Annotated in this window: 16 protein-coding genes; 13 read left to right on the top strand and 3 right to left on the bottom strand. The window is 63.6% G+C overall.

The window, feature by feature from the left end; translation table 11 throughout:
* Window positions 1-108: 108 nt before the first annotated feature.
* The 9 genes from GN330_RS00870 to GN330_RS00830 all read left to right on the top strand — a co-directional run bounded on the left by GN330_RS00870 (window position 109) and on the right by GN330_RS00830 (window position 9,175).
* Window positions 109-867: an ABC transporter ATP-binding protein gene (locus tag GN330_RS00870; protein WP_156710684.1), complete on the top strand. Its 759-nt coding sequence runs from the start codon at window positions 109-111 to the stop codon at window positions 865-867.
* A 29-nt stretch (window positions 868-896) separates the two neighbouring features.
* Window positions 897-2,120, top strand: coding sequence for an amino acid ABC transporter substrate-binding protein (locus GN330_RS00865; protein WP_156710683.1), 1,224 nt, complete (start codon window positions 897-899; stop codon window positions 2,118-2,120).
* Between the two features lie 85 nt (window positions 2,121-2,205).
* Entirely contained in the window at window positions 2,206-3,351 is a 1,146-nt protein-coding gene (locus GN330_RS00860) for a C45 family autoproteolytic acyltransferase/hydrolase (RefSeq protein ID WP_156710682.1), read from the top strand.
* 21 nt (window positions 3,352-3,372) lie between these two features.
* Complete coding sequence (locus GN330_RS00855; RefSeq protein ID WP_197435068.1) at window positions 3,373-4,194, top strand: polysaccharide deacetylase family protein; 822 nt, start codon at window positions 3,373-3,375, stop codon at window positions 4,192-4,194.
* Between the two features lie 15 nt (window positions 4,195-4,209).
* Window positions 4,210-5,088: a branched-chain amino acid ABC transporter permease gene (locus GN330_RS00850; protein ID WP_156710681.1), complete on the top strand. Its 879-nt coding sequence runs from the start codon at window positions 4,210-4,212 to the stop codon at window positions 5,086-5,088.
* Complete coding sequence (locus GN330_RS00845; protein ID WP_156710680.1) at window positions 5,085-6,065, top strand: branched-chain amino acid ABC transporter permease; 981 nt, start codon at window positions 5,085-5,087, stop codon at window positions 6,063-6,065. Before GN330_RS00850 ends, GN330_RS00845 begins: the two co-directional genes overlap by 4 nt.
* Complete coding sequence (locus GN330_RS00840; protein WP_156710679.1) at window positions 6,062-6,799, top strand: ABC transporter ATP-binding protein; 738 nt, start codon at window positions 6,062-6,064, stop codon at window positions 6,797-6,799. Before GN330_RS00845 ends, GN330_RS00840 begins: the two co-directional genes overlap by 4 nt.
* Before the next feature lie 48 nt (window positions 6,800-6,847).
* A complete protein-coding gene (locus GN330_RS00835; RefSeq protein WP_156710678.1) occupies window positions 6,848-8,029 on the top strand; it encodes a M20 family metallopeptidase in 1,182 nt (393 codons plus the stop codon).
* Window positions 8,030-8,071: 42 nt separating this feature from the next.
* On the top strand, window positions 8,072-9,175 hold the full coding sequence (locus GN330_RS00830) for an NADH:flavin oxidoreductase/NADH oxidase (protein WP_156710677.1): 1,104 nt from the start codon (window positions 8,072-8,074) through the stop codon (window positions 9,173-9,175).
* 219 nt (window positions 9,176-9,394) lie between these two features.
* Here GN330_RS00830 and GN330_RS00825 read toward each other — a convergent pair whose 3' ends face one another.
* From GN330_RS00825 to GN330_RS00815, 3 genes are read right to left on the bottom strand one after another with little or no spacing between them, the layout of a single operon-like run.
* Window positions 9,395-10,282, bottom strand: a complete 888-nt coding sequence (locus GN330_RS00825; protein WP_156710676.1) for a DMT family transporter — start codon at window positions 10,280-10,282, stop codon at window positions 9,395-9,397.
* Window positions 10,283-10,341: 59 nt separating this feature from the next.
* Complete coding sequence (locus GN330_RS00820) at window positions 10,342-11,760, bottom strand: amidohydrolase family protein (RefSeq protein WP_156710675.1); 1,419 nt, start codon at window positions 11,758-11,760, stop codon at window positions 10,342-10,344.
* A gap of 19 nt (window positions 11,761-11,779) precedes the next feature.
* On the bottom strand, window positions 11,780-12,475 hold the full coding sequence (locus GN330_RS00815; protein WP_197434974.1) for a FadR/GntR family transcriptional regulator: 696 nt from the start codon (window positions 12,473-12,475) through the stop codon (window positions 11,780-11,782).
* Window positions 12,476-12,679: 204 nt separating this feature from the next.
* On the opposite strand from GN330_RS00815, the gene GN330_RS00810 reads away from it, so the two are divergent.
* The 4 genes from GN330_RS00810 (at window position 12,680) to GN330_RS00795 (ending at window position 16,928) form a co-directional block, all read left to right on the top strand.
* On the top strand, window positions 12,680-13,738 hold the full coding sequence (locus tag GN330_RS00810) for an ABC transporter substrate-binding protein (protein ID WP_156710673.1): 1,059 nt from the start codon (window positions 12,680-12,682) through the stop codon (window positions 13,736-13,738).
* A gap of 34 nt (window positions 13,739-13,772) precedes the next feature.
* Window positions 13,773-14,840 carry an ABC transporter substrate-binding protein gene (locus GN330_RS00805; protein WP_156710672.1) on the top strand — a complete coding sequence of 356 codons (1,068 nt, stop codon included), beginning with the start codon at window positions 13,773-13,775 and terminating at the stop codon, window positions 14,838-14,840.
* A 103-nt stretch (window positions 14,841-14,943) separates the two neighbouring features.
* A complete protein-coding gene (locus GN330_RS00800) occupies window positions 14,944-16,101 on the top strand; it encodes an ABC transporter permease (protein WP_246188465.1) in 1,158 nt (385 codons plus the stop codon).
* A 50-nt stretch (window positions 16,102-16,151) separates the two neighbouring features.
* Window positions 16,152-16,928, top strand: coding sequence for an ABC transporter permease (locus tag GN330_RS00795; RefSeq protein ID WP_246188464.1), 777 nt, complete (start codon window positions 16,152-16,154; stop codon window positions 16,926-16,928).
* The last annotated feature ends 11 nt before the right edge of the window (window positions 16,929-16,939 follow it).

Genomic DNA, 16,939 nt, shown 5'->3' with positions numbered 1-16,939 from the left:
GTATTCCCCCTCGAACGCCCGCTCGCTTGACAAATCGGACGGCACGTCCATAAATTGTCAAATACAGTTCGATCGTATCGCATAGCAATACGCAAAAAGGGAAACCGCATGACGGCCACACCCGGCGAACAAAGTGGGGGCAATCCGACAGACGAGGCGCTGCTGCGTGTGTCGGGCCTGGCCTACGACTATGCCGGCGTCAGCGCGGTCTCGAACTGTTCGCTGGAACTCCGCCGCGGCAAGATCGCGGCACTGATCGGCGGCAACGGCGCGGGCAAGTCGACCAGCGTCAAGATGATCGCCGGCGCCCTGAGGAGCCGGTCCGGGTCGATCATGCTCGACGGCCGGGACATCACCGGACTGCCGGCGCACAAGGTCGTCGAACTGGGGATCGCGCTGGTGCCGGAAGGTCGTCTCGTGTTCCAGCACCTGACGGTTCGCGAAAACCTGATCCTGAGTGGCCACGTACGTCGCGCCCGGGAAAAATGCACGCAGAGTTTGGGGCGGGTCTTTGAACTGTTTCCGCGCCTCAAGGAACGCCAGGCCCAGGTTGCCGGCTCGCTGTCGGGCGGCGAGCAGCAGATGCTGGCGATCGGCCGCGGCCTGATGACCATGCCGCGCCTCTTGATTCTGGACGAGCCGTCGCTGGGCCTGAGCCCGATTCTCGTCGGGCAGATTTTCGGGCTGGTACGCAAGCTCAACGAGGAGGGCATCAGCGTGCTGCTCGTCGAGCAGAACGTGCACCACACGCTTGCCATCGCCGACTACGCCTACGTGCTGGAGAAGGGCCGCGTCGTCCAGGAGGGCGAAGGCCGCCGCCTGCTCAACGACCCGAAGGTCAAGGAAGCCTATCTCGGGCTGGTCTGAATGCCGGATTTCAAAATGGGAGACGAAAGATGAGAAGACGCACCTTCCTGCAAGCAACGACCGCCGCGCTCGCCGCCGGCGCGATGCCGAAACTGGCTTTCGGCCAGGACAATATCATTACCTTCGGCGGATCGGTGCCGATGACGGGCGCGGCCGCGGAGACCGGCCAGAACGTGCTCCAGGGCTACCAATGCGCGGTCAAATACATCAACGAGGAAATGGGCGGCGCCGAGATCGGCGGGCAGAGCTATCAGCTCGACCTCAACATTTTCGACGACGCGTCCGATCCGGCACGCGCCACCACGCTGATCCAGCGCCAGGTCGATGAAGGCATCAGCTTCTTCTTGGGCTCGTTCGGCTCCAACATCGTGCTGCCCACCTGTTCCATCACCGAAGCGGCCGGCCGCATCATGGTGCAGGCCGGCGGCGGGTCCGACCTGATCTTCACCCAGGGCCGCAAGCGCGTGTTCGGCATCTTCCCGCGCGCCTCGCAGCAATTCGTGTCGTCCGTCAACATGTTCACCAGCCTCGACCCGGCGGTGAAGACGGTTTCGATCATCTACACCAACGACGCCTTTTCGGAATTTCAGGCCAAGGGCGCGCGCCAGACCATCGAACAGGCCGGTATCGAGGTGGTCGACTATATCGCCTTACCGGCTGGCGTCAGCGACGTGTCGAACGTGCTCACCACGATCCGCGAGAGCGCGCCGGACATTCTGGTCTGCACCACCCATGACCAGACCTCGATTCTCATCGCCCGCCAGATGGTCTCCACCGAGACCAACGTGCCGATGCTCTACCAGACGCTCGGCCCGCAGACGGCGGCGTTCCGCGACGCGCTGGGCAATTATGCAAACGGCGTCGTCACCCAGGCCTACTGGTCAGAGCGTGCGCCCTATTCGGGCAGTTATTTCGGTTCTGCAGCCGATTTCGCCAAGTATTTCCGTGCCAATTTCGACCGGGAACTGACCTATCACATGGCCAGCGGCGCGGCCTGTATCGTGGCCTATGTCGAGGCGGCCAAGCAGGCCGGTTCGCTCGATCTCGACGCCGTGCGCGATGGGCTTGATGCGCTCGATCTCGAGTGCTTCTACGGGCGCGTGCGCTTCACGCAGGACGGCGACGGCGATCCCGATCTGCTCGGACCGCTGCTGATCCAGCGTCAGAATGGCGAGATGGAGGTAGTCGCGCCGCCGGACGGTGCTTCGGCCAAGCCTGTCTATCCCGCCCCGACATGGCAGGAGCGCGCCTGATTGCGCGCTGTAGCGACCGCGGCACCCGGCACGCCCCCGGTTTTCCGGGCGCCGCAATCCTGTTTGGTGAGTCGACGAGCATAGTATGGCAGACCTCCCGCTTCTGGAACTCGGCGCGGACCCGCGCGAGCGCGGCCGCGTCCACGGCGCCACGCTGGCCGGCGCCATCCGCGACAACGTGGCGACCTATCTCGCTCGCTTCGAGGCGGCCGGCGCGGCGCGCGCGACGATCATGGAGCAGAGCGAGGCCTGGCTAGCGTTCATCGCCGCCGACAATGGCGAATATGGCGAGGAGATGGGCGCGATCGCGACGGCGTCGGGCCTGTCGGCGACCGAGATCGCCATGCTGAACGCTCGCTATGAAATCACCTATCTTGCCTTCGGCACCGAGGCGAAAGCCGCCAACGGGCGCCTCGAACAGGAAGGCTGTACGTCCTTCGGCATGTTGCCCGAAGCGACCGCCGATGGTCATACCGTGCTCGGTCAAAACTGGGACTGGCTGGCCAATGTGCGCGGGCGCACCTTTGTGCAGCGCGTCCGGCGCGCCTCCCGGCCCGAGGACGGCAAGCCCGATTTCATCGGTTTCAGCGAGGCAGGTATCGTCGGATCGAAGATGGGCGTCAACGCGGCCGGCATCGGCCTGTGCGTCAACGGGCTGGTGACGCCTCGCGACGGCACGACCGGTATGCGCAAGCCCTTTCACGTGCGCTGCAAGGAGATCCTCGACGCCTGGCGTTTCGACCAGGCGCTGGCGCCGGTCGTGGAGACCGATCGCACCGCTTCCAGCAATTTTCTGATCGGCCACAGCGACGGTGAAATCCTCGACATCGAGGCTACGCCCGACTATTGCGCCTACCTGTCGCCGGTCGACGGACTCGTCGTGCACGCCAACCATCTGGTGAAGGAGACGCGAACCGTCTCGCAGATGGAGCGGATCGCTCCGAACACGCTCTATCGCGGCCCGCGCGCCGAGCGCCTCCTGCGGCGCCATCTCGGCCGGATCGACCGCCCGGCGCTCGAAGAAGTGATGCGCGATCATTTTTCCGCGCCGGCTGCGATCTGTCGACATGCCGATCCGCTGCTGCGGCCCGAAAAGCGCGTCATTACCGTGGCCGCCATTCTTCTCGACCTGGACGAGCGCATTCTCTACGCGACCGACGGCCCGCCATGCGAGGCCTCGTTCCAGGCCTTTCCGCTCGTTACCGACGAGAGCCGTTGCGATGCTGCCTGAGGAGATATTGCCGTGAACGATATGAGCCCTATCGAATGGCCGAACGGTGCGCGCTGCGCCGTGATGCTGACCTTCGACTTCGACGCCGAGACGCTGTGGCTGTCGCGCAATCCCGACAATGCCAGGCGTCCGGGCGTGCTTTCACAGGGCATTTACGGAGCCAAGACCGGAGTGCCCAAGATCCTCGAGTTGATGCGCGAGGAGAGCCTGAAGGGCACCTTCTTCGTGCCCGGCTGGACGGCTGAAAAATATCGTGACCGCATGGACGCGATCGCAGCCGCCGGCCACGAGATCGGCCATCACGGCTATCTGCACGAATGGATCGATCCGGATTTTCCCGACAAGGAGCGCGAAGCGCTCGAAAAGGGCCTCGAGGCGCTGAAGACCACTGTCGGCGTCAAGCCGAGAGGATATCGCTCGCCGGCCGGCGAGACCTCGCAGAACATGATCGGCCTGCTGCACGAATACGGCTTTGAATACGATAGTTCGCTGATGGACCAGGTCAGCCCCTACCGACATATCCTGGAAGACGGCACGCGCGGCCCGGTCGAACTGCCCTGGCACTGGAGCATGGACGACGCGCCTTTCGCGCTGTTTGCCATCCAGTCGCCGCGGCCGATCCACACCAACGACCACATACTGAATGTGTGGAAACAGGAATTCACGGAGATCTATCGCTGGGGCGGACTGGTCAATGTCGTCACGCATCCGCAGATCATCGGCAGACCGTCGCGGCTTGCCATGCTGCGCGAGTTCATCGCCTTCATGCGCCGCTTTCCCGACGTGTGGTTCGCGACGGGCGCGGAGGTGGCGTCGGCCTGGGCCGCTAAGGAAAACGGCTAGGAGCTTGTCGGCCTCATGACCCTGTTCCTGCAAACGACCCTGAACGGTCTCGTGCTGGGCGGCATCTATTCGCTTGCCGCCGTCGGTTTCTCGCTGGTCTTCGGCGTGCTCGGCATCGTCAACCTGACGCATGGCATCTTCGTCGTGGCCGGCGCCTATGGCGCGCTCGTGCTGTTTACCAAGCTCGGCATCGACCCACTTTTGGGGATCGTGCCGATCGGGCTGGCCTTGTTTGCGGTCGGGTATGTGTATCAGCGTACTATCATCCAGTGGGCGGTCTCGCGCGCATCGCTGGTCGCTTCCCTGGTGGTTACGTTCGGAGTCGCGATGATGGCGCGCAACGGCCTCCAACTCGTGTTCGGACCGGACGTTCACACTATCACGCCGAGCTACAGCTTTCTGAGCATTCCCCTCGGGCCGCTGCGCATCGACGTCGTGCGTATCGTGGCCTTGGGCGCGAGCCTTGTGCTGCTGACCGTTCTGGCGCTGGTCCTGGCCAGGACGCATTTCGGCCGGGCGATACGCGCCACGGCCCAGCAACCGCTTGCAGCGGAACTGTGCGGGCTGAACGTCAAAAATCTGCATGGGCTGACATTCGGGCTCGGCGCTGCGATGGCCGGCGCGGCCGGCGCCATCATCGGCATCGTGCAGCCATTCACGGCGGCAAGCGAGGTCGCCTGGACGCTCAATGCCTTCATCGTCGTCGTGCTTGGTGGTATCGGCAGTCCGGCCGGCGCCCTGGTGGGGGGCCTGCTTCTGGGCCTCATCAATGCCTACACCGCGCAATATGTCGGCCCCTCGCTGACGCAGGCGGCGATGTTCCTGGTTCTGGTCCTCATGCTGCTGGTTCGGCCGAGCGGGCTGCTCGGCAACGCGTTCGGAGAAAGCCGATGAACCGCGCCCTCGTCCTCCTGGCGGCCATCGCCGTCGTCGTCGCGGCCGTGCTGCTGCCGTTGTGGATCGGTCCCTTCTACACGCGCGTCATCCAGCTGTTCTTCTTCTCCGCCGGTCTGGCAATCGCATGGAACCTGCTGGGCGGCTTTGCCGGTTATTGGAGCTTCGGCCACACCGTCTTCATCGGCATGGGGGCGTTCACCGCGGCGCATATCGTCACCAGGCTGGGGCCGTTCGGCGACGGGCCGTTGTCGATGGTCCTGCCGATCCTGCTGTCCGGCTTGCTCTGCGGCCTGTTCGCGGCGATCATCGCCTATCCGATCCTGCGCTTGCGCGGCATCTATTTCGCCATCGCGATGCTGGGGGTCAGCCAGGTGGTCGGCGAACTGATCAACAATCTGTCGTGGTTTCAGGGCGGGGTCGGCGTCTTTCTTCAAACGCCGCTGCCGGCCGGCACCGCGCCGGAGGACTTTTTCTACTACGTGTTCGGCGCGCTCCTGCTCGCCTCCATCCTGATTGCGATCGCGGTGCGCAAGTCGCGCTTCGGCTACGCGCTGCTGTCGATCCGGGAGGACGAGGATACGGCGATGATGCTCGGCGTGGCGACGGAGCGCTACAAGATCATGGCCTTCGTGCTGTCGGCCGTGCTCGTCGGCACGCTCGGCGCGGTTTACGGCTACAGCGTCGGCTATTTCACCACCTATACCGTGTTCCGGCTCGACTTCTCGCTCAACATGATCGTTTTCTGCCTGATCGGCGGCATCGGCACACTGGCGGGACCGGTCATCGGAACCGCGATCATGCTCTTCATCACCCAGGTGCTGTTGTCGCGGTTTCTGGACATCCACCTGCTCATTACCGGAGCCATCGTGGTGGCGATCATCCTTCTCATGCCCGGCGGCATCATCGGGGCGCTGCGCTCGTGGAGCCGTCCGCGCGTGCGCGGCGGGACGGTAGCGACGGAGACCGGCTCATGAGCGATATCCTTCTATCGGGCCGCGGCGTGACAAAGTCCTTTCGCGGGCTGACCGCCATCCGCGACGTCGATTTCGACATTCCCGCCGGCGCGATCTTCGGGCTGATCGGCCCGAACGGCGCCGGTAAGTCGACGCTGTTCAACCTGATCACCGGCTACTACGCGCTGACCGGGGGCGAGATCCGTTTCAAGGGCGAGGATATTTCCGGCTTGCCGACCTACCGGCGCAACCGGGCGGGCATCGCCCGGGCATTCCAGATATCAAAGCCGTTCCCGGCGCTGACGGTGCGCGAGAACGTGCGGGTGGGCGCGATGTTCGGGCGTCCGGGCGCGCGCGAGGCCGAGGACGTGGTCGACCAGGCGCTGGCCATCGCCGGTCTGGAAGAGCTTGCGGACCGGACCGCGGAGGGGCTGACCGTGGGCTCGCTGCGCAAGCTGGAAGTCGCGCGCGCCTTCGCCACAAGGCCGTCTCTGCTCTTGGCCGACGAGCCGTGTGCCGGCCTCAATCCGACCGAGACCGAGGAGATGGTCGGCTGCCTGCGCAAAGTGCGCGAACTGGGCACCACGGTATGGCTGGTGGAACACGACATGAAGGCGGTCACCAGCGTCTGCGATCGCATCGTGGTGATCGATGCCGGCCAGAAGATCGCCGAGGGCACGCCGCAGCAGGTTGTCGCCAATCCCAAGGTGATCGCCGCCTATCTCGGAGAGCCGCTCGAGGACGAAGCCGGCTGAGGCGGACATGCCGCTTGAGCGCGGCGCAGGCCGGACGGAGACGGGATCATGGCGGAAGAATTCGAGCCCGCGCTGATGCGGGCACAGGCCTTCGACGGCGAAAAGCTGGCCGAAGGGATCGTCGACTGGGTGGGGATGGAGACGCCGTCCGACCGGCCCGACCTGATCGACCGGATACTCGACCGGGTCGAGCGCACGTTCGACGGCCTGCCGGTCGAAATCCAACGTTTGCCCGCGCGCGACGGCTGCGGCGGCCAGATGGTCATCGACTACCGGCCCGCGGGCTGCGACGGCGACGCGGCCTTGTTGATGGGGCATGTCGATACGGTCTGGAGCGCCGGGACGCTGGCCCAACGGCCGGTCCGGCGCGAGGGCGACCGGCTTTACGGGCCCGGGATCTTCGACATGAAGGCCGGGTCCTACCTGGCGACGGAGACGCTGCGGCGCATCGCCCGGCAGGGGATCGTGCCGCCGCGCCCGGTGCGCGTCTTCCTCAACGGCGACGAGGAGATCGGCAGCCCCGTCTCGCGCGGCACCATCGAGCGTCTGGCGGGCGAAGCGGCCTTCGTGCTGGTCCCCGAACCCTCGTACGGCGCGCCGGGAACCGTCGTGACCGCCCGCAAAGGCTGGGCGCGCTTCGACCTGACCGCGCATGGGCTGTCCGCGCATGCCGGCGGCAACCGCGATGACGGGCGCAGCGCGATCCGCGAGATCGCGCACCAGATCCTCGACATCGAGGCGATGAACGACAGCGAGAGAACGGCGACATTCAATGTGGGAACCGTGCATGGCGGCACGCGCGCCAATGTCGTGCCGGACAAGGCCGGCATCGAAGTCGACATGCGTGTCGACGACATGGCCACGGCCGAGCGTCTCGTCGCGGCGATGCTGGCGCGGCGGGCGGTCGACCGCGATATCCGCCTGGAGGTGGACGGAGGCCTCAATCGCCCGCCCTTCGTCCGCTCGCCGGCCGTGGTGCGGCTTTATTCGGCCGCTCGCGCGCTCGCCGCCCATCTCGGTCTGCCGATCGGCGAGACCTCGCGCGGCGGTGTCTCGGACGGCAATTTCGCCGCCGCGAACGGCCGGCCGGTACTGGACGGTCTGGGCTGCGGCGGCGGCGGCGCCCACGCCATCGACGAGCATATTCTCGTGTCCACCATAGCTCCGCGCGCGGCCTTGTTGCATGCCATGCTGACGTCACGGCATTTCCAGAGCCTCGCGACCGACTGACACACCTTCATCCATTCTTCATCTCTCATCGAGGAGCAACACTTGAGCGCGTTGTTTTCGCCGATCACCCTGCGGGGTCTGACCCTTGCCAACCGGATCGCGGTATCGCCGATGTGCCAATACAGCGCCGTCGACGGTGCGGCGACCGGTTGGCACCTAGCTCATCTGGGCACGCTGAGCGCGTCGGGTGCCGGCTTGCTGGTCGTGGAGGCGACCGCGGTCGAGCCTGCCGGACGCATCACCCACGGCGATCTGGGGCTCTACGACGACACCACCGAAGACGCGCTGGCGCGCATCGTGTCGCACTGCCGCGATCATGGTTCGGCGCGGCTTGGCATCCAACTCAGCCATGCCGGGCGCAAGGCGTCTGCGCAACGGCCGTGGGAGGGGGGACGTGCGCTCGGGGCCAGCGAAATGCCATGGACGACGATCGCACCCTCCGCGGTGGCCTTCGGGGAGGGCTGGCACGTGCCGCGCGCGATGGAGCATGCCGATCTGGAGCGCGTCAAGGAGGCGCATATGGCAAGCGCCCGGCGCGCGGCGCGGCTCGGTTTCGACCTTCTGGAGCTGCATGCCGCGCACGGCTATCTGCTGCATCAGTTTCTGTCCGGGCGCGCCAACCGGCGAACCGACGAGTACGGCGGCAGCATCGACAACCGCATGCGTTTCCCGCTCGAGGTGGTCCGTGCGGTCAGAAAGGCGTGGCCGCGGGACCGACCGCTCGGGGTGCGCATGACCGGCTCGGACTGGGTCGAGGGCGGGATCGACCTCGACGAGGCGGTGCGTTTCGCCCACGGGCTGAAGGCGGAAGGCGTCGACTTCGTGTGCGTGAGCAGCGGCGGGGTGACGCCGACCGCGGCGCCGCGGACCGGGCCCGGCTATCAGGTCGCGCTGGCGAAGCGGGTGCGTGATGAAACGGACCTTGCCGTGCGTACCGTCGGCCTGGTGACGACGCCGAAGCAGGCTGAGCGGATCGTCGCGGCCGGCGACGCCGACATGGTCGCGCTCGGCCGAGCCTTTCTCGACAATCCGCACTGGGGCTGGGCGGCAGCGCGGGTTCTGAGTGCCGAGGTCGAGCGGCCGGTCCAGTATCAGCGCGCGGCCGACGCGGTTTGGCCCGGCGCGGCCTATTCCGACGCCGACTAAGACGCTGGGACGATCATCGGCCTCGCCGTCTGTTCCGACCGCAATGGCTGCCAACGCCACCCAACGGTTGCTTAGGCCGCGATTGGAGGCAGCGCCAAGCGCCTGTGGCAGCGTGAAGCGGGCAGGGCTTTTTGAAGGCGGTTAAAGCGGGGCGGGCTCTGGCGCAAGGATCATTCATGATGTTCACCGTCATCGACGAGTTAACCCGTGACGGTCTTTCTATCCGGCTGCTCTTGCCGGGATTTCCTTGCCAGGACCGAGCGCCCAGACTGAATGGGCGATCAGTGTCATCACCAATATTGAACCGCCTATCAACGAAGCGGTGGTGGGCACTTCGGCGAAGATCATCCACACCCATACCGGCGTGAGTACCGTTTCAAGCAGATAGAACATGGCCACTTCCGGACCGGAGATGTATTTCGGTCCGGTCGCGAGGCAGAAAAACGAGAGCGGTAGAACAACAGTGCCGGTGAGCACGACCCACAAGGGCTGCTCGACGCGGAATCCCACTTGGCTCACCATAACCAGGCCCAACACCGCAGGCGCGGCGAATGCCACGAGCGCGGCAAAACCCATGTCTTTGCCTGACGCCCTGGTAACGGTGATCGCACTGGCCAGCAGAACCGACGAGGCGACCGCGAAGAGATCGCCGACGAGACTGCCGCGTCCGAGGCTGTCGAGCACGATGATCGAGACCCCGCCCAGCATGAACGCCATCGCGACCACCGTGGCCAAGCGTGGTCTCTCATCGAGAAACAGCCACCCCAGAAGCGTGGCAAAGACGGTGTTGAAGGCCAGAATGAAAACGAGATTGGCGGTGGATGTGTTGAAAACCGCCATGACGAAAGTGATCGAGGCCGTGCCGTAAAGCGCGGCCACGAACAGGCCCGCGCGCCCGGGGACAAGGGTCGGGGGATTTTTGCGGATCAGAGCCCATACCATCCAGATTGCAATGGCGGCGAGAAAGGTCGTTCCGCTTCGCAGCAGCACGATCGACCATGGGTCTCCGTCGGCGAGCCGGATCAATGGAATGTCGATGGTGAGGGCCATGCCGCCAATCGCGGTGATGAGGAGGCCCTTGGCATGGTTTGCGTTCGTCTTGGACATCAAAGAACTCGCTGGTACCGCATTCCGTCGTTTCGGCTAGGCCGGTTGCTGGTGGTAAATCAGAAGGCCGGTAGCGGCCGGTAGCGGCGGTCCACGACTTCCTGGCGCACCTTGGCCGCGCCGGCGGTCGCTTCATCCCGCAGTCCCTGCATATCGATCGTCGCGAAGTTGCCGCGGTCGTAGAGTACGCGTCCGGCCACGACGGTCTGGAGTATTTCCGCCCGGCTGCCGTAGCGCACCAACTCGCTCGTGACGTCCTGGCTTGCCATGAAGTGCGGAGCAGTCCCGTCCATCACCAGAAAGTCGGCTGCTTTGCCCGGCTCCAGAGACCCGGTGATATGGTCGATACGCAGGCTTGAGGCGGATTCGATGGTCGACATTTCAAGCAGTTCGCCGGCCGGCAGGAACTCCGGGTCGAACCGCTCCACGCCCCATCGCGCGCCGTGGATGAGCCAGGCTGCGCGCATGGTCGCGAACATGTCGTTGGCCTGGTTGTCGCAGCCAAGGGCAACCCGGATGCCGGCCGCGCGAAAGCGAGGCAGGTTGGGGATGGCATTCATATTTGCGACGCACTCGGTCGGTGAGTGTGCGAGCGCTGCCTTGCCCTTGGCGAGAATCTCGATTTCCCGTTCGCTGGCAAGGACGGCGTGAACCGCCACAAGATGCTCGTCCACCACTCCAAGGTCGAACAGTCTTTCGACAGGGCGGCGTTTCCAGACGTCGAGGCAAAACTCGACCTCCTCGCGATCGCGTCCGATATGGACTTGGAGCGTGGAGTCAAACCGGCGGGCGAGGGCCGCGCCTTCCGTGAAATACCGGGGTGAGAAGCCCAACAGGGCGGATGCGTTCACCGCTGCATGGATCAGCCCATCGCCCCGCGATGGGAAGCGCTGGAGTAGATCCTCCGTGCGCAGCAGGTCGGACTCGGCTTCGCCGTCTCTCGCCTTGACCCATGATCGATCATTGATCTGGCTGTAGAGCGATGCGTGATGGAAGTCCTGGTCGGCTCGGCCACGGGCCAGGATGCTTCGAATCCCGACCTCCTCGAGCGTTTCGAGGATGGCGGTTTCATGGTCGGGGTTGAGCGTCCCCTCGCACAGGGTGGTGACGCCCGCGCGCAGCATCTGGGCACTCAGAAGGCGGACAGTTGACGCCGCCTCGTCTGCGGTCAGCACACGTTGCGCGGGGTTGTAAATGCGTGGGATCATCGGCAGTTCGCCCGAGGTCAGGCCTCGGACGAAACATTGGGTGCAGTGGGTGTGCGCGTCGATAAATCCTGGCGTCAAGAGCGCGTCCGGGCCACCGAGCATATCGGCGGCGCGATAGCGTCCAGCGATGTCGGCATGGGCGCCGACCGCGACGATTAACCCCTTGTCGATGGCGATGGCGCCGTCCTCGATGATGCGACGGGTCGGGTCCATCGTGATGATCCTCCCGCGCGCAATCATCTGCACGGGCTGCGGGGCGTCGGCGGTCATGGCTGTCCTCGATTAAGCGTTAGGTCCGGAACACGCTCAGGCCAAATTTCTCGGCGCGAACGACGTTCTGGTAAACTTCGATATTCGTTGCCATGTGCTCGCGCATGGCGGTGTTGGCTGCATCCGCATCGCGCGCGGCAATGGCTTCGATGATGCGTCTGTGCTGTTCGGAAAAATGAGCGCGGCGCTCGGGTTTGAGGGTCGACCTACGCATGGTGTTCCACACGATCTGCTTGCGGATCTCGTTCACCGTCTCGAACATGGCCAGAAGGATCTTATTGCCCGCTGCACGCGCGATCGCAGCGTGCAGTTTCTCATCCCACACTTCGTAGATTTCGATGTTGCGGGCCGCCGCGCATCTACGGCCGATCGACTGGATCTCGGCGATTTGGGCGGTGTCCGCACGCAGCGCGGCCATCGCGGCAAGTGCCGGTTCGATCGTGTGCCGCGTTTCGACGACTTCCATCGGGTTGGAATTGTCGATCAGCAGGCGCAGCGCTTCGACCTCGACCGTGGGGCGTGGTCCGACGAATGTGCCCTTGCCGACATGGCGCCAGATCCGACCCTGCTTTTCGAGCTTCTCGAGCGCCTGCCGTGTCTGCCATCGGCTCGCGCCAAGCCGTTCCGATAGCTCCCTTTCGGTGGGCAGGCGCTCGCCTTCGGGTAGCCGAGCCTCGTCGATCAAGTCCGAAATCGCTTTGGCAAGGGCGTCCAAATTTCTCTCCATTGCAACCAATTTTTGATTGCGTGATTATGGATATCAGAAAATATTTATGTATGTCAACTAGTTAAAAGAACTGAAAAATGCGTGTTGACTCGATAATTGCAATAATCAAGGTATTTTGAGGTGAACCTGGAGATGTAGCGCTACCCTGACCGATCGGGTCAAGCGCACGTGGGTTTGGTGGAGGAGAACGCAATGCGAATTCATACGATGATAGCAACTGCAGCGCTTGCACTATGCGTGTCAGCGTCGATGGCGAGTGCGGAGACGATTACGGCGGTTCACAATGGCGGAACGGTCGGCGCGGCTCAGCACGAGGCCTTTTTCGTTCCGTTCGCGGAAGCGCGGGGCCATACGGTTGTCGAGGACACTTTCAATCAGGAACTCGCCAAGCTGCGCTCGCAGATCGAGACCGGTAACCTGATCTGGGACGTGGTTAGCGTGACGGCGATCAATGAGGCGACGGCTTGCGAGGAAGGGCTGCTGGAGCGGGTCGACTGGGCGGCTATCCTCGACCTTGAGGATTTCAAGGGGGCTGGCGGCTTCGGTGAGTGCGGCGTGCCCAATAACCTGGTCTCCGGCGGACTTGTCTATGATGCCGACGTGATCGATCCAGCGGATGCGCCGCGTACATGGGCGGACTTCTGGAACGTGGAGAAATGGCCCGGCAAGCGTGGAATGCTCTACCGCGCCGAACAGACCCTCGAGGTGGCGCTCATGGCCGATGGCGTTCCGCCGCAGGACGTCATGACGGTGCTCTCGTCGGACGGCGGGGTGGAGCGGGCATTTGCCAAGCTCGAAGAACTCAAGCCCCATATCATGTGGTGGAAGAGCGGCGATGAATCCATGCAGAACATCCTGTCGGGCGAGGTGGTGATGACCTTCGCCTGGAACGGGCGCGTGGCGACGGCGAACAAGTCGAACGACCGCAACCTGAAAATCGTCTTCGACGCCGGGCACGTCTCGGGAAGCCAGTACTTCGCGATCATGAAGGGAGCGCCGAAGCTCGACCTGGCCAAGGAGCTCATTCTATTTTCGTCTTCGCCGAAAGCGCAGGCGCAATATTCGCGCCTGATCGACTATGCGCCTGCGAATGCGGAAGCCTTCGACCTGCTGACGGAAGCTGAACTCGCCACGCTGCCACGCGACCATCTCGACAAGGCGTCGTTCCAGAACGGCCAGCTCTATCTCAACTTCTGGCTCGACAATGGCGACACCCTTCTGCAGCGCTTTCTGAGGTTCGCCGCACAGTAGGATTTTTGAAGCTCAAACTCTCGGGAGGAGTCCTATGAGCAGGAGAAAAACGGCATTGGCAACGGTTGTCGCGTTGTCGATCGCGGCATTGATCTCACATCAGGCGTCGGCCGAAAGCCTTACGGTCGTAAATCAGGGCGGTTCGCCGGGCGACGCACAGAAAACGGCGGTTTTCGATCCGTTCACGGCCGAAACCGGGATCGAAATCCTGGTCGACACCTACAACCAGGAACTGGCGAAGATCAGGGCGCAGGTCGAGACCGGCAACCTGATCTGGGATGTCGCCAGCGTGCATTCCCTTAACGATGCGATCGGCTGTGACGAGGGGCTCCTCGAGCAGATCGACTGGTCAGAACATATCGACGAAACCAAGTTCGAGGCCGTGGGCGGCTTTACCGAATGCGGGGCGCCTTATCTCGTGTCGCCGGGTGCTCTGGTCTACGACGCGGACCGCTGGCAGGGCGATATGGTGCCGCGATCCTGGAGCGACTTCTGGAATGTGGAGAAATGGCCCGGCAAGCGTGCGCTTCCGTTCCAGCCGGACCAGGTCCTCGAGATCGCGCTTATGTCGGATGGTGTCGCCCCGCGCGACGTACCGGAAGCGCTGACTTCGCCGGGCGGTGTTGACCGCGCCTTCGCCCAGCTTGAGAAGATCAAGCCACATGTCCTGTGGTGGAAGAGCGGCGATGAATCGATGCAGCTCCTGCTCACCAACGAGGTGGTCATGGGGTATGGCTGGCAGGGGCGCGTGAACGTTGCCAACCGCTCCAGCGGCCGAAACCTGAAGATCGCCTGGGAGGCCGGATACACCTCGGCGGTCATCTATCTGGCGGTGATGACCGGTTCGCCCAAGCTCAAGGAAGCCATTGAACTTGTGAAGTACTCGCTTGAGGCGGAGTCGCAGGCGCGCTACGCCGAAATCATGGGCTATCCGCCGGCAAACGTGGATTCCTACGCAATGCTGTCGGATGAAAATCGCGCAAATCAGCCGACCGAATATCTGGATCGCGGCATGATGCAGGCGGGAGATCTCTATATCAGCTTCTGGCGCGACAACGGGGACAGCATCCGCCAGCGCTTCTCCACCTTTACCGCGCGCTGAGACCGCAATCATGAGTACCACTACGACCCTCGCCGACACCGGGCAGGTTCCCCGGCGGCTTCGTACGCTGGTACGCCGCGCCGAGCGCCAGCATTTTTCAAGAATGCTGGCGCTGATGGCGCCGAGCGTGGTGTTCGTTGCCCTGTTCTTCGTCGTTCCGATCGCGTTGTTTCTTTTCCGTAGCGTCGACAACGCCGAGATCCCCAAATACATGCCGCGCACCGTCGCCGAAATCGGACAATGGCATGCCGACGACCTGCCTCCTGAGCCCGTGTTTCGCGCTCTTGCAGAGGATCTGATCGCCCTTAAGGGGCAGCCGGAAGCCGCTGTTTTGGGCCGGCGGCTGAATTACGCGGTGCCGGGTTTTCGTGGGCTGGTCACGCGAACGGTTCGCCGGCTGCCGGCTGCGGTTCCACATTCTGCCATCGACACTTTGGCGGACATTGATGCCAGGTGGCTGGACCCGACCTATTGGGCGACGCTGAAGCAGCAGTCCGGGCGTATGACGGATTTCTACCTGCTCTCCGCCATGGATCTGCAGCGCGGCACGGATGGCGCAATCACCAGGGTCGACGAGACGCAAGCCATCTTCCTGTCGCTTTATGGCCGCACGCTCTACACCAGCGTCGGCGTGACCGTGATCTGCCTGCTTATCGGCTATCCGGTCGCCGCCGTGATGGCTACGGCCGGACCGGCTGCTGCCAACTGGCTGCTCATGCTCGTTCTGGTCCCTTTCTGGACATCGCTTCTGGTGCGGACGACGGCATGGGTAGTCCTTCTTCAGACCGAAGGCCTCGTCAATAAGGTACTGATTTACCTGGGTGTCATCTCCGAGCCGCTCAGTCTGATGTTCAACACTGCGGGTGTGTTCATCGCGATGGTGCATGTCCTGCTGCCTTACATGATCTTGCCGCTCTACAGTGTGATGAAAGGCGTGTCGCCGGTCCATCTGCGGGCCGCATCCTCCCTCGGCGCGCCGCCGATTACGGTCTTTCGAACCGTCTATCTGCCGCTTACCATTCCCGGTATCGCAGCCGGCTGCACGCTCGTATTCGTGCTTGCTGTCGGGTTCTACGTAACGCCTGCCCTCGTTGGCGGTCCCGGCGACCAGATGATCGGATATTTCATCGCCTACTTCACCAATTCGGCGGTGAACTGGGGACTGGCATCCGCGCTCGGCGCTTTCCTGATCGTTGTCATCGCCGCCATCTACTTGGTGCTCGGCAAGGTCGTCGGCTTCGACAAGCTTAAGGTAAGATGATGCAGAAGCTTCGCCGGCGGGCACGACGTGGCAGCCTTTGGCAACTTGCGTTGCGGGGCTTCGTGGGGTTGGTCCTGGCCTATCTGGTTCTGCCGATCCTGGTCGTGATCCCGCTTTCCTTCACGGCCGGACAACTTCTGGTCTTCCCGATCCCGGGCTATTCGCTGCAATGGTACGAGGACTTCTTCACCAATCCCCTGTGGACGGGCGCGCTTTGGAACAGCCTGCTGATCGGCGTGGCCACCACCATTCTGGCCACCATATTGGGAACGCTGGCGGCACTCGGGCTGCACGGTTCGCAGTTCCGCCTCAAGCCGGTCGTCGTGGCGCTCTTGATCACGCCGCTGGCAGCCCCCGTCGTCATCGTGGCGGTTGCCACGTTCTATTTCTTCGCTTCGATCAATCTCGTCGGCACCTATCTCGGCGTCATCCTGGCCCACACCGTGCTGGCGTTGCCGTTCGTCGTCATCACCGTCACGGCAACGCTGCAGAGCTTTGATCCCAACCTGACGCGGGCGGGTGCCAGCCTGGGCGGAACGCCGGTTCACGTTTTTCGGACCGTCACGCTGCCGATCATCGCTCCTGGCATCATATCGGGCGCGCTGTTTGCATTCGTGACGTCTTTCGACGAGATCGTCGTGGCGTTGTTCGTTGCGAGCCCACAACAGCGCACCCTTCCCAGACAGATATTCAGCGGCGTCAGCGAAAGCATCAGCCCGACGATCATGGCTGCTGCCGTAGTGCTTTTGGTGATTTCGCTCGGTCTCATGATCGTCATGGAAATTCTGCGCCGTCGCGGCGAGCGGCTGGCGGGGCGCAACCGGTAACAACAGACTTG

Origin of the sequence: Nitratireductor arenosus (genome assembly GCF_009742725.1) — a bacterium.
GTDB classification, from domain to species: domain Bacteria; phylum Pseudomonadota; class Alphaproteobacteria; order Rhizobiales; family Rhizobiaceae; genus Mangrovimarina; species Mangrovimarina arenosa.
This window is presented reverse-complemented; position numbering and strand designations above follow the sequence as displayed.

Excerpts from the sequence above, each read along its gene's own strand:
- GN330_RS00870 (WP_156710684.1), top strand. The coding sequence starts at position 109 with ATGACGGCCACACCCGGCGAACAAAGTGGGGGCAATCCGACAGACGAG.
- GN330_RS00860 (WP_156710682.1), top strand. The coding sequence starts at position 2,206 with ATGGCAGACCTCCCGCTTCTGGAACTCGGCGCGGACCCGCGCGAGCGC.
- GN330_RS00840 (WP_156710679.1), top strand. The coding sequence starts at position 6,062 with ATGAGCGATATCCTTCTATCGGGCCGCGGCGTGACAAAGTCCTTTCGC.
- GN330_RS00855 (WP_197435068.1), top strand. The coding sequence starts at position 3,373 with ATGAGCCCTATCGAATGGCCGAACGGTGCGCGCTGCGCCGTGATGCTG.
- GN330_RS00820 (WP_156710675.1), bottom strand. The coding sequence starts at position 11,760 with ATGACCGCCGACGCCCCGCAGCCCGTGCAGATGATTGCGCGCGGGAGG.
- GN330_RS00805 (WP_156710672.1), top strand. The coding sequence starts at position 13,773 with ATGAGCAGGAGAAAAACGGCATTGGCAACGGTTGTCGCGTTGTCGATC.
- GN330_RS00800 (WP_246188465.1), top strand. The coding sequence starts at position 14,944 with ATGCTGGCGCTGATGGCGCCGAGCGTGGTGTTCGTTGCCCTGTTCTTC.
- GN330_RS00845 (WP_156710680.1), top strand. The coding sequence starts at position 5,085 with ATGAACCGCGCCCTCGTCCTCCTGGCGGCCATCGCCGTCGTCGTCGCG.
- GN330_RS00825 (WP_156710676.1), bottom strand. The coding sequence starts at position 10,282 with ATGTCCAAGACGAACGCAAACCATGCCAAGGGCCTCCTCATCACCGCG.
- GN330_RS00835 (WP_156710678.1), top strand. The coding sequence starts at position 6,848 with ATGGCGGAAGAATTCGAGCCCGCGCTGATGCGGGCACAGGCCTTCGAC.
- GN330_RS00810 (WP_156710673.1), top strand. The coding sequence starts at position 12,680 with ATGCGAATTCATACGATGATAGCAACTGCAGCGCTTGCACTATGCGTG.
- GN330_RS00865 (WP_156710683.1), top strand. The coding sequence starts at position 897 with ATGAGAAGACGCACCTTCCTGCAAGCAACGACCGCCGCGCTCGCCGCC.
- GN330_RS00850 (WP_156710681.1), top strand. The coding sequence starts at position 4,210 with ATGACCCTGTTCCTGCAAACGACCCTGAACGGTCTCGTGCTGGGCGGC.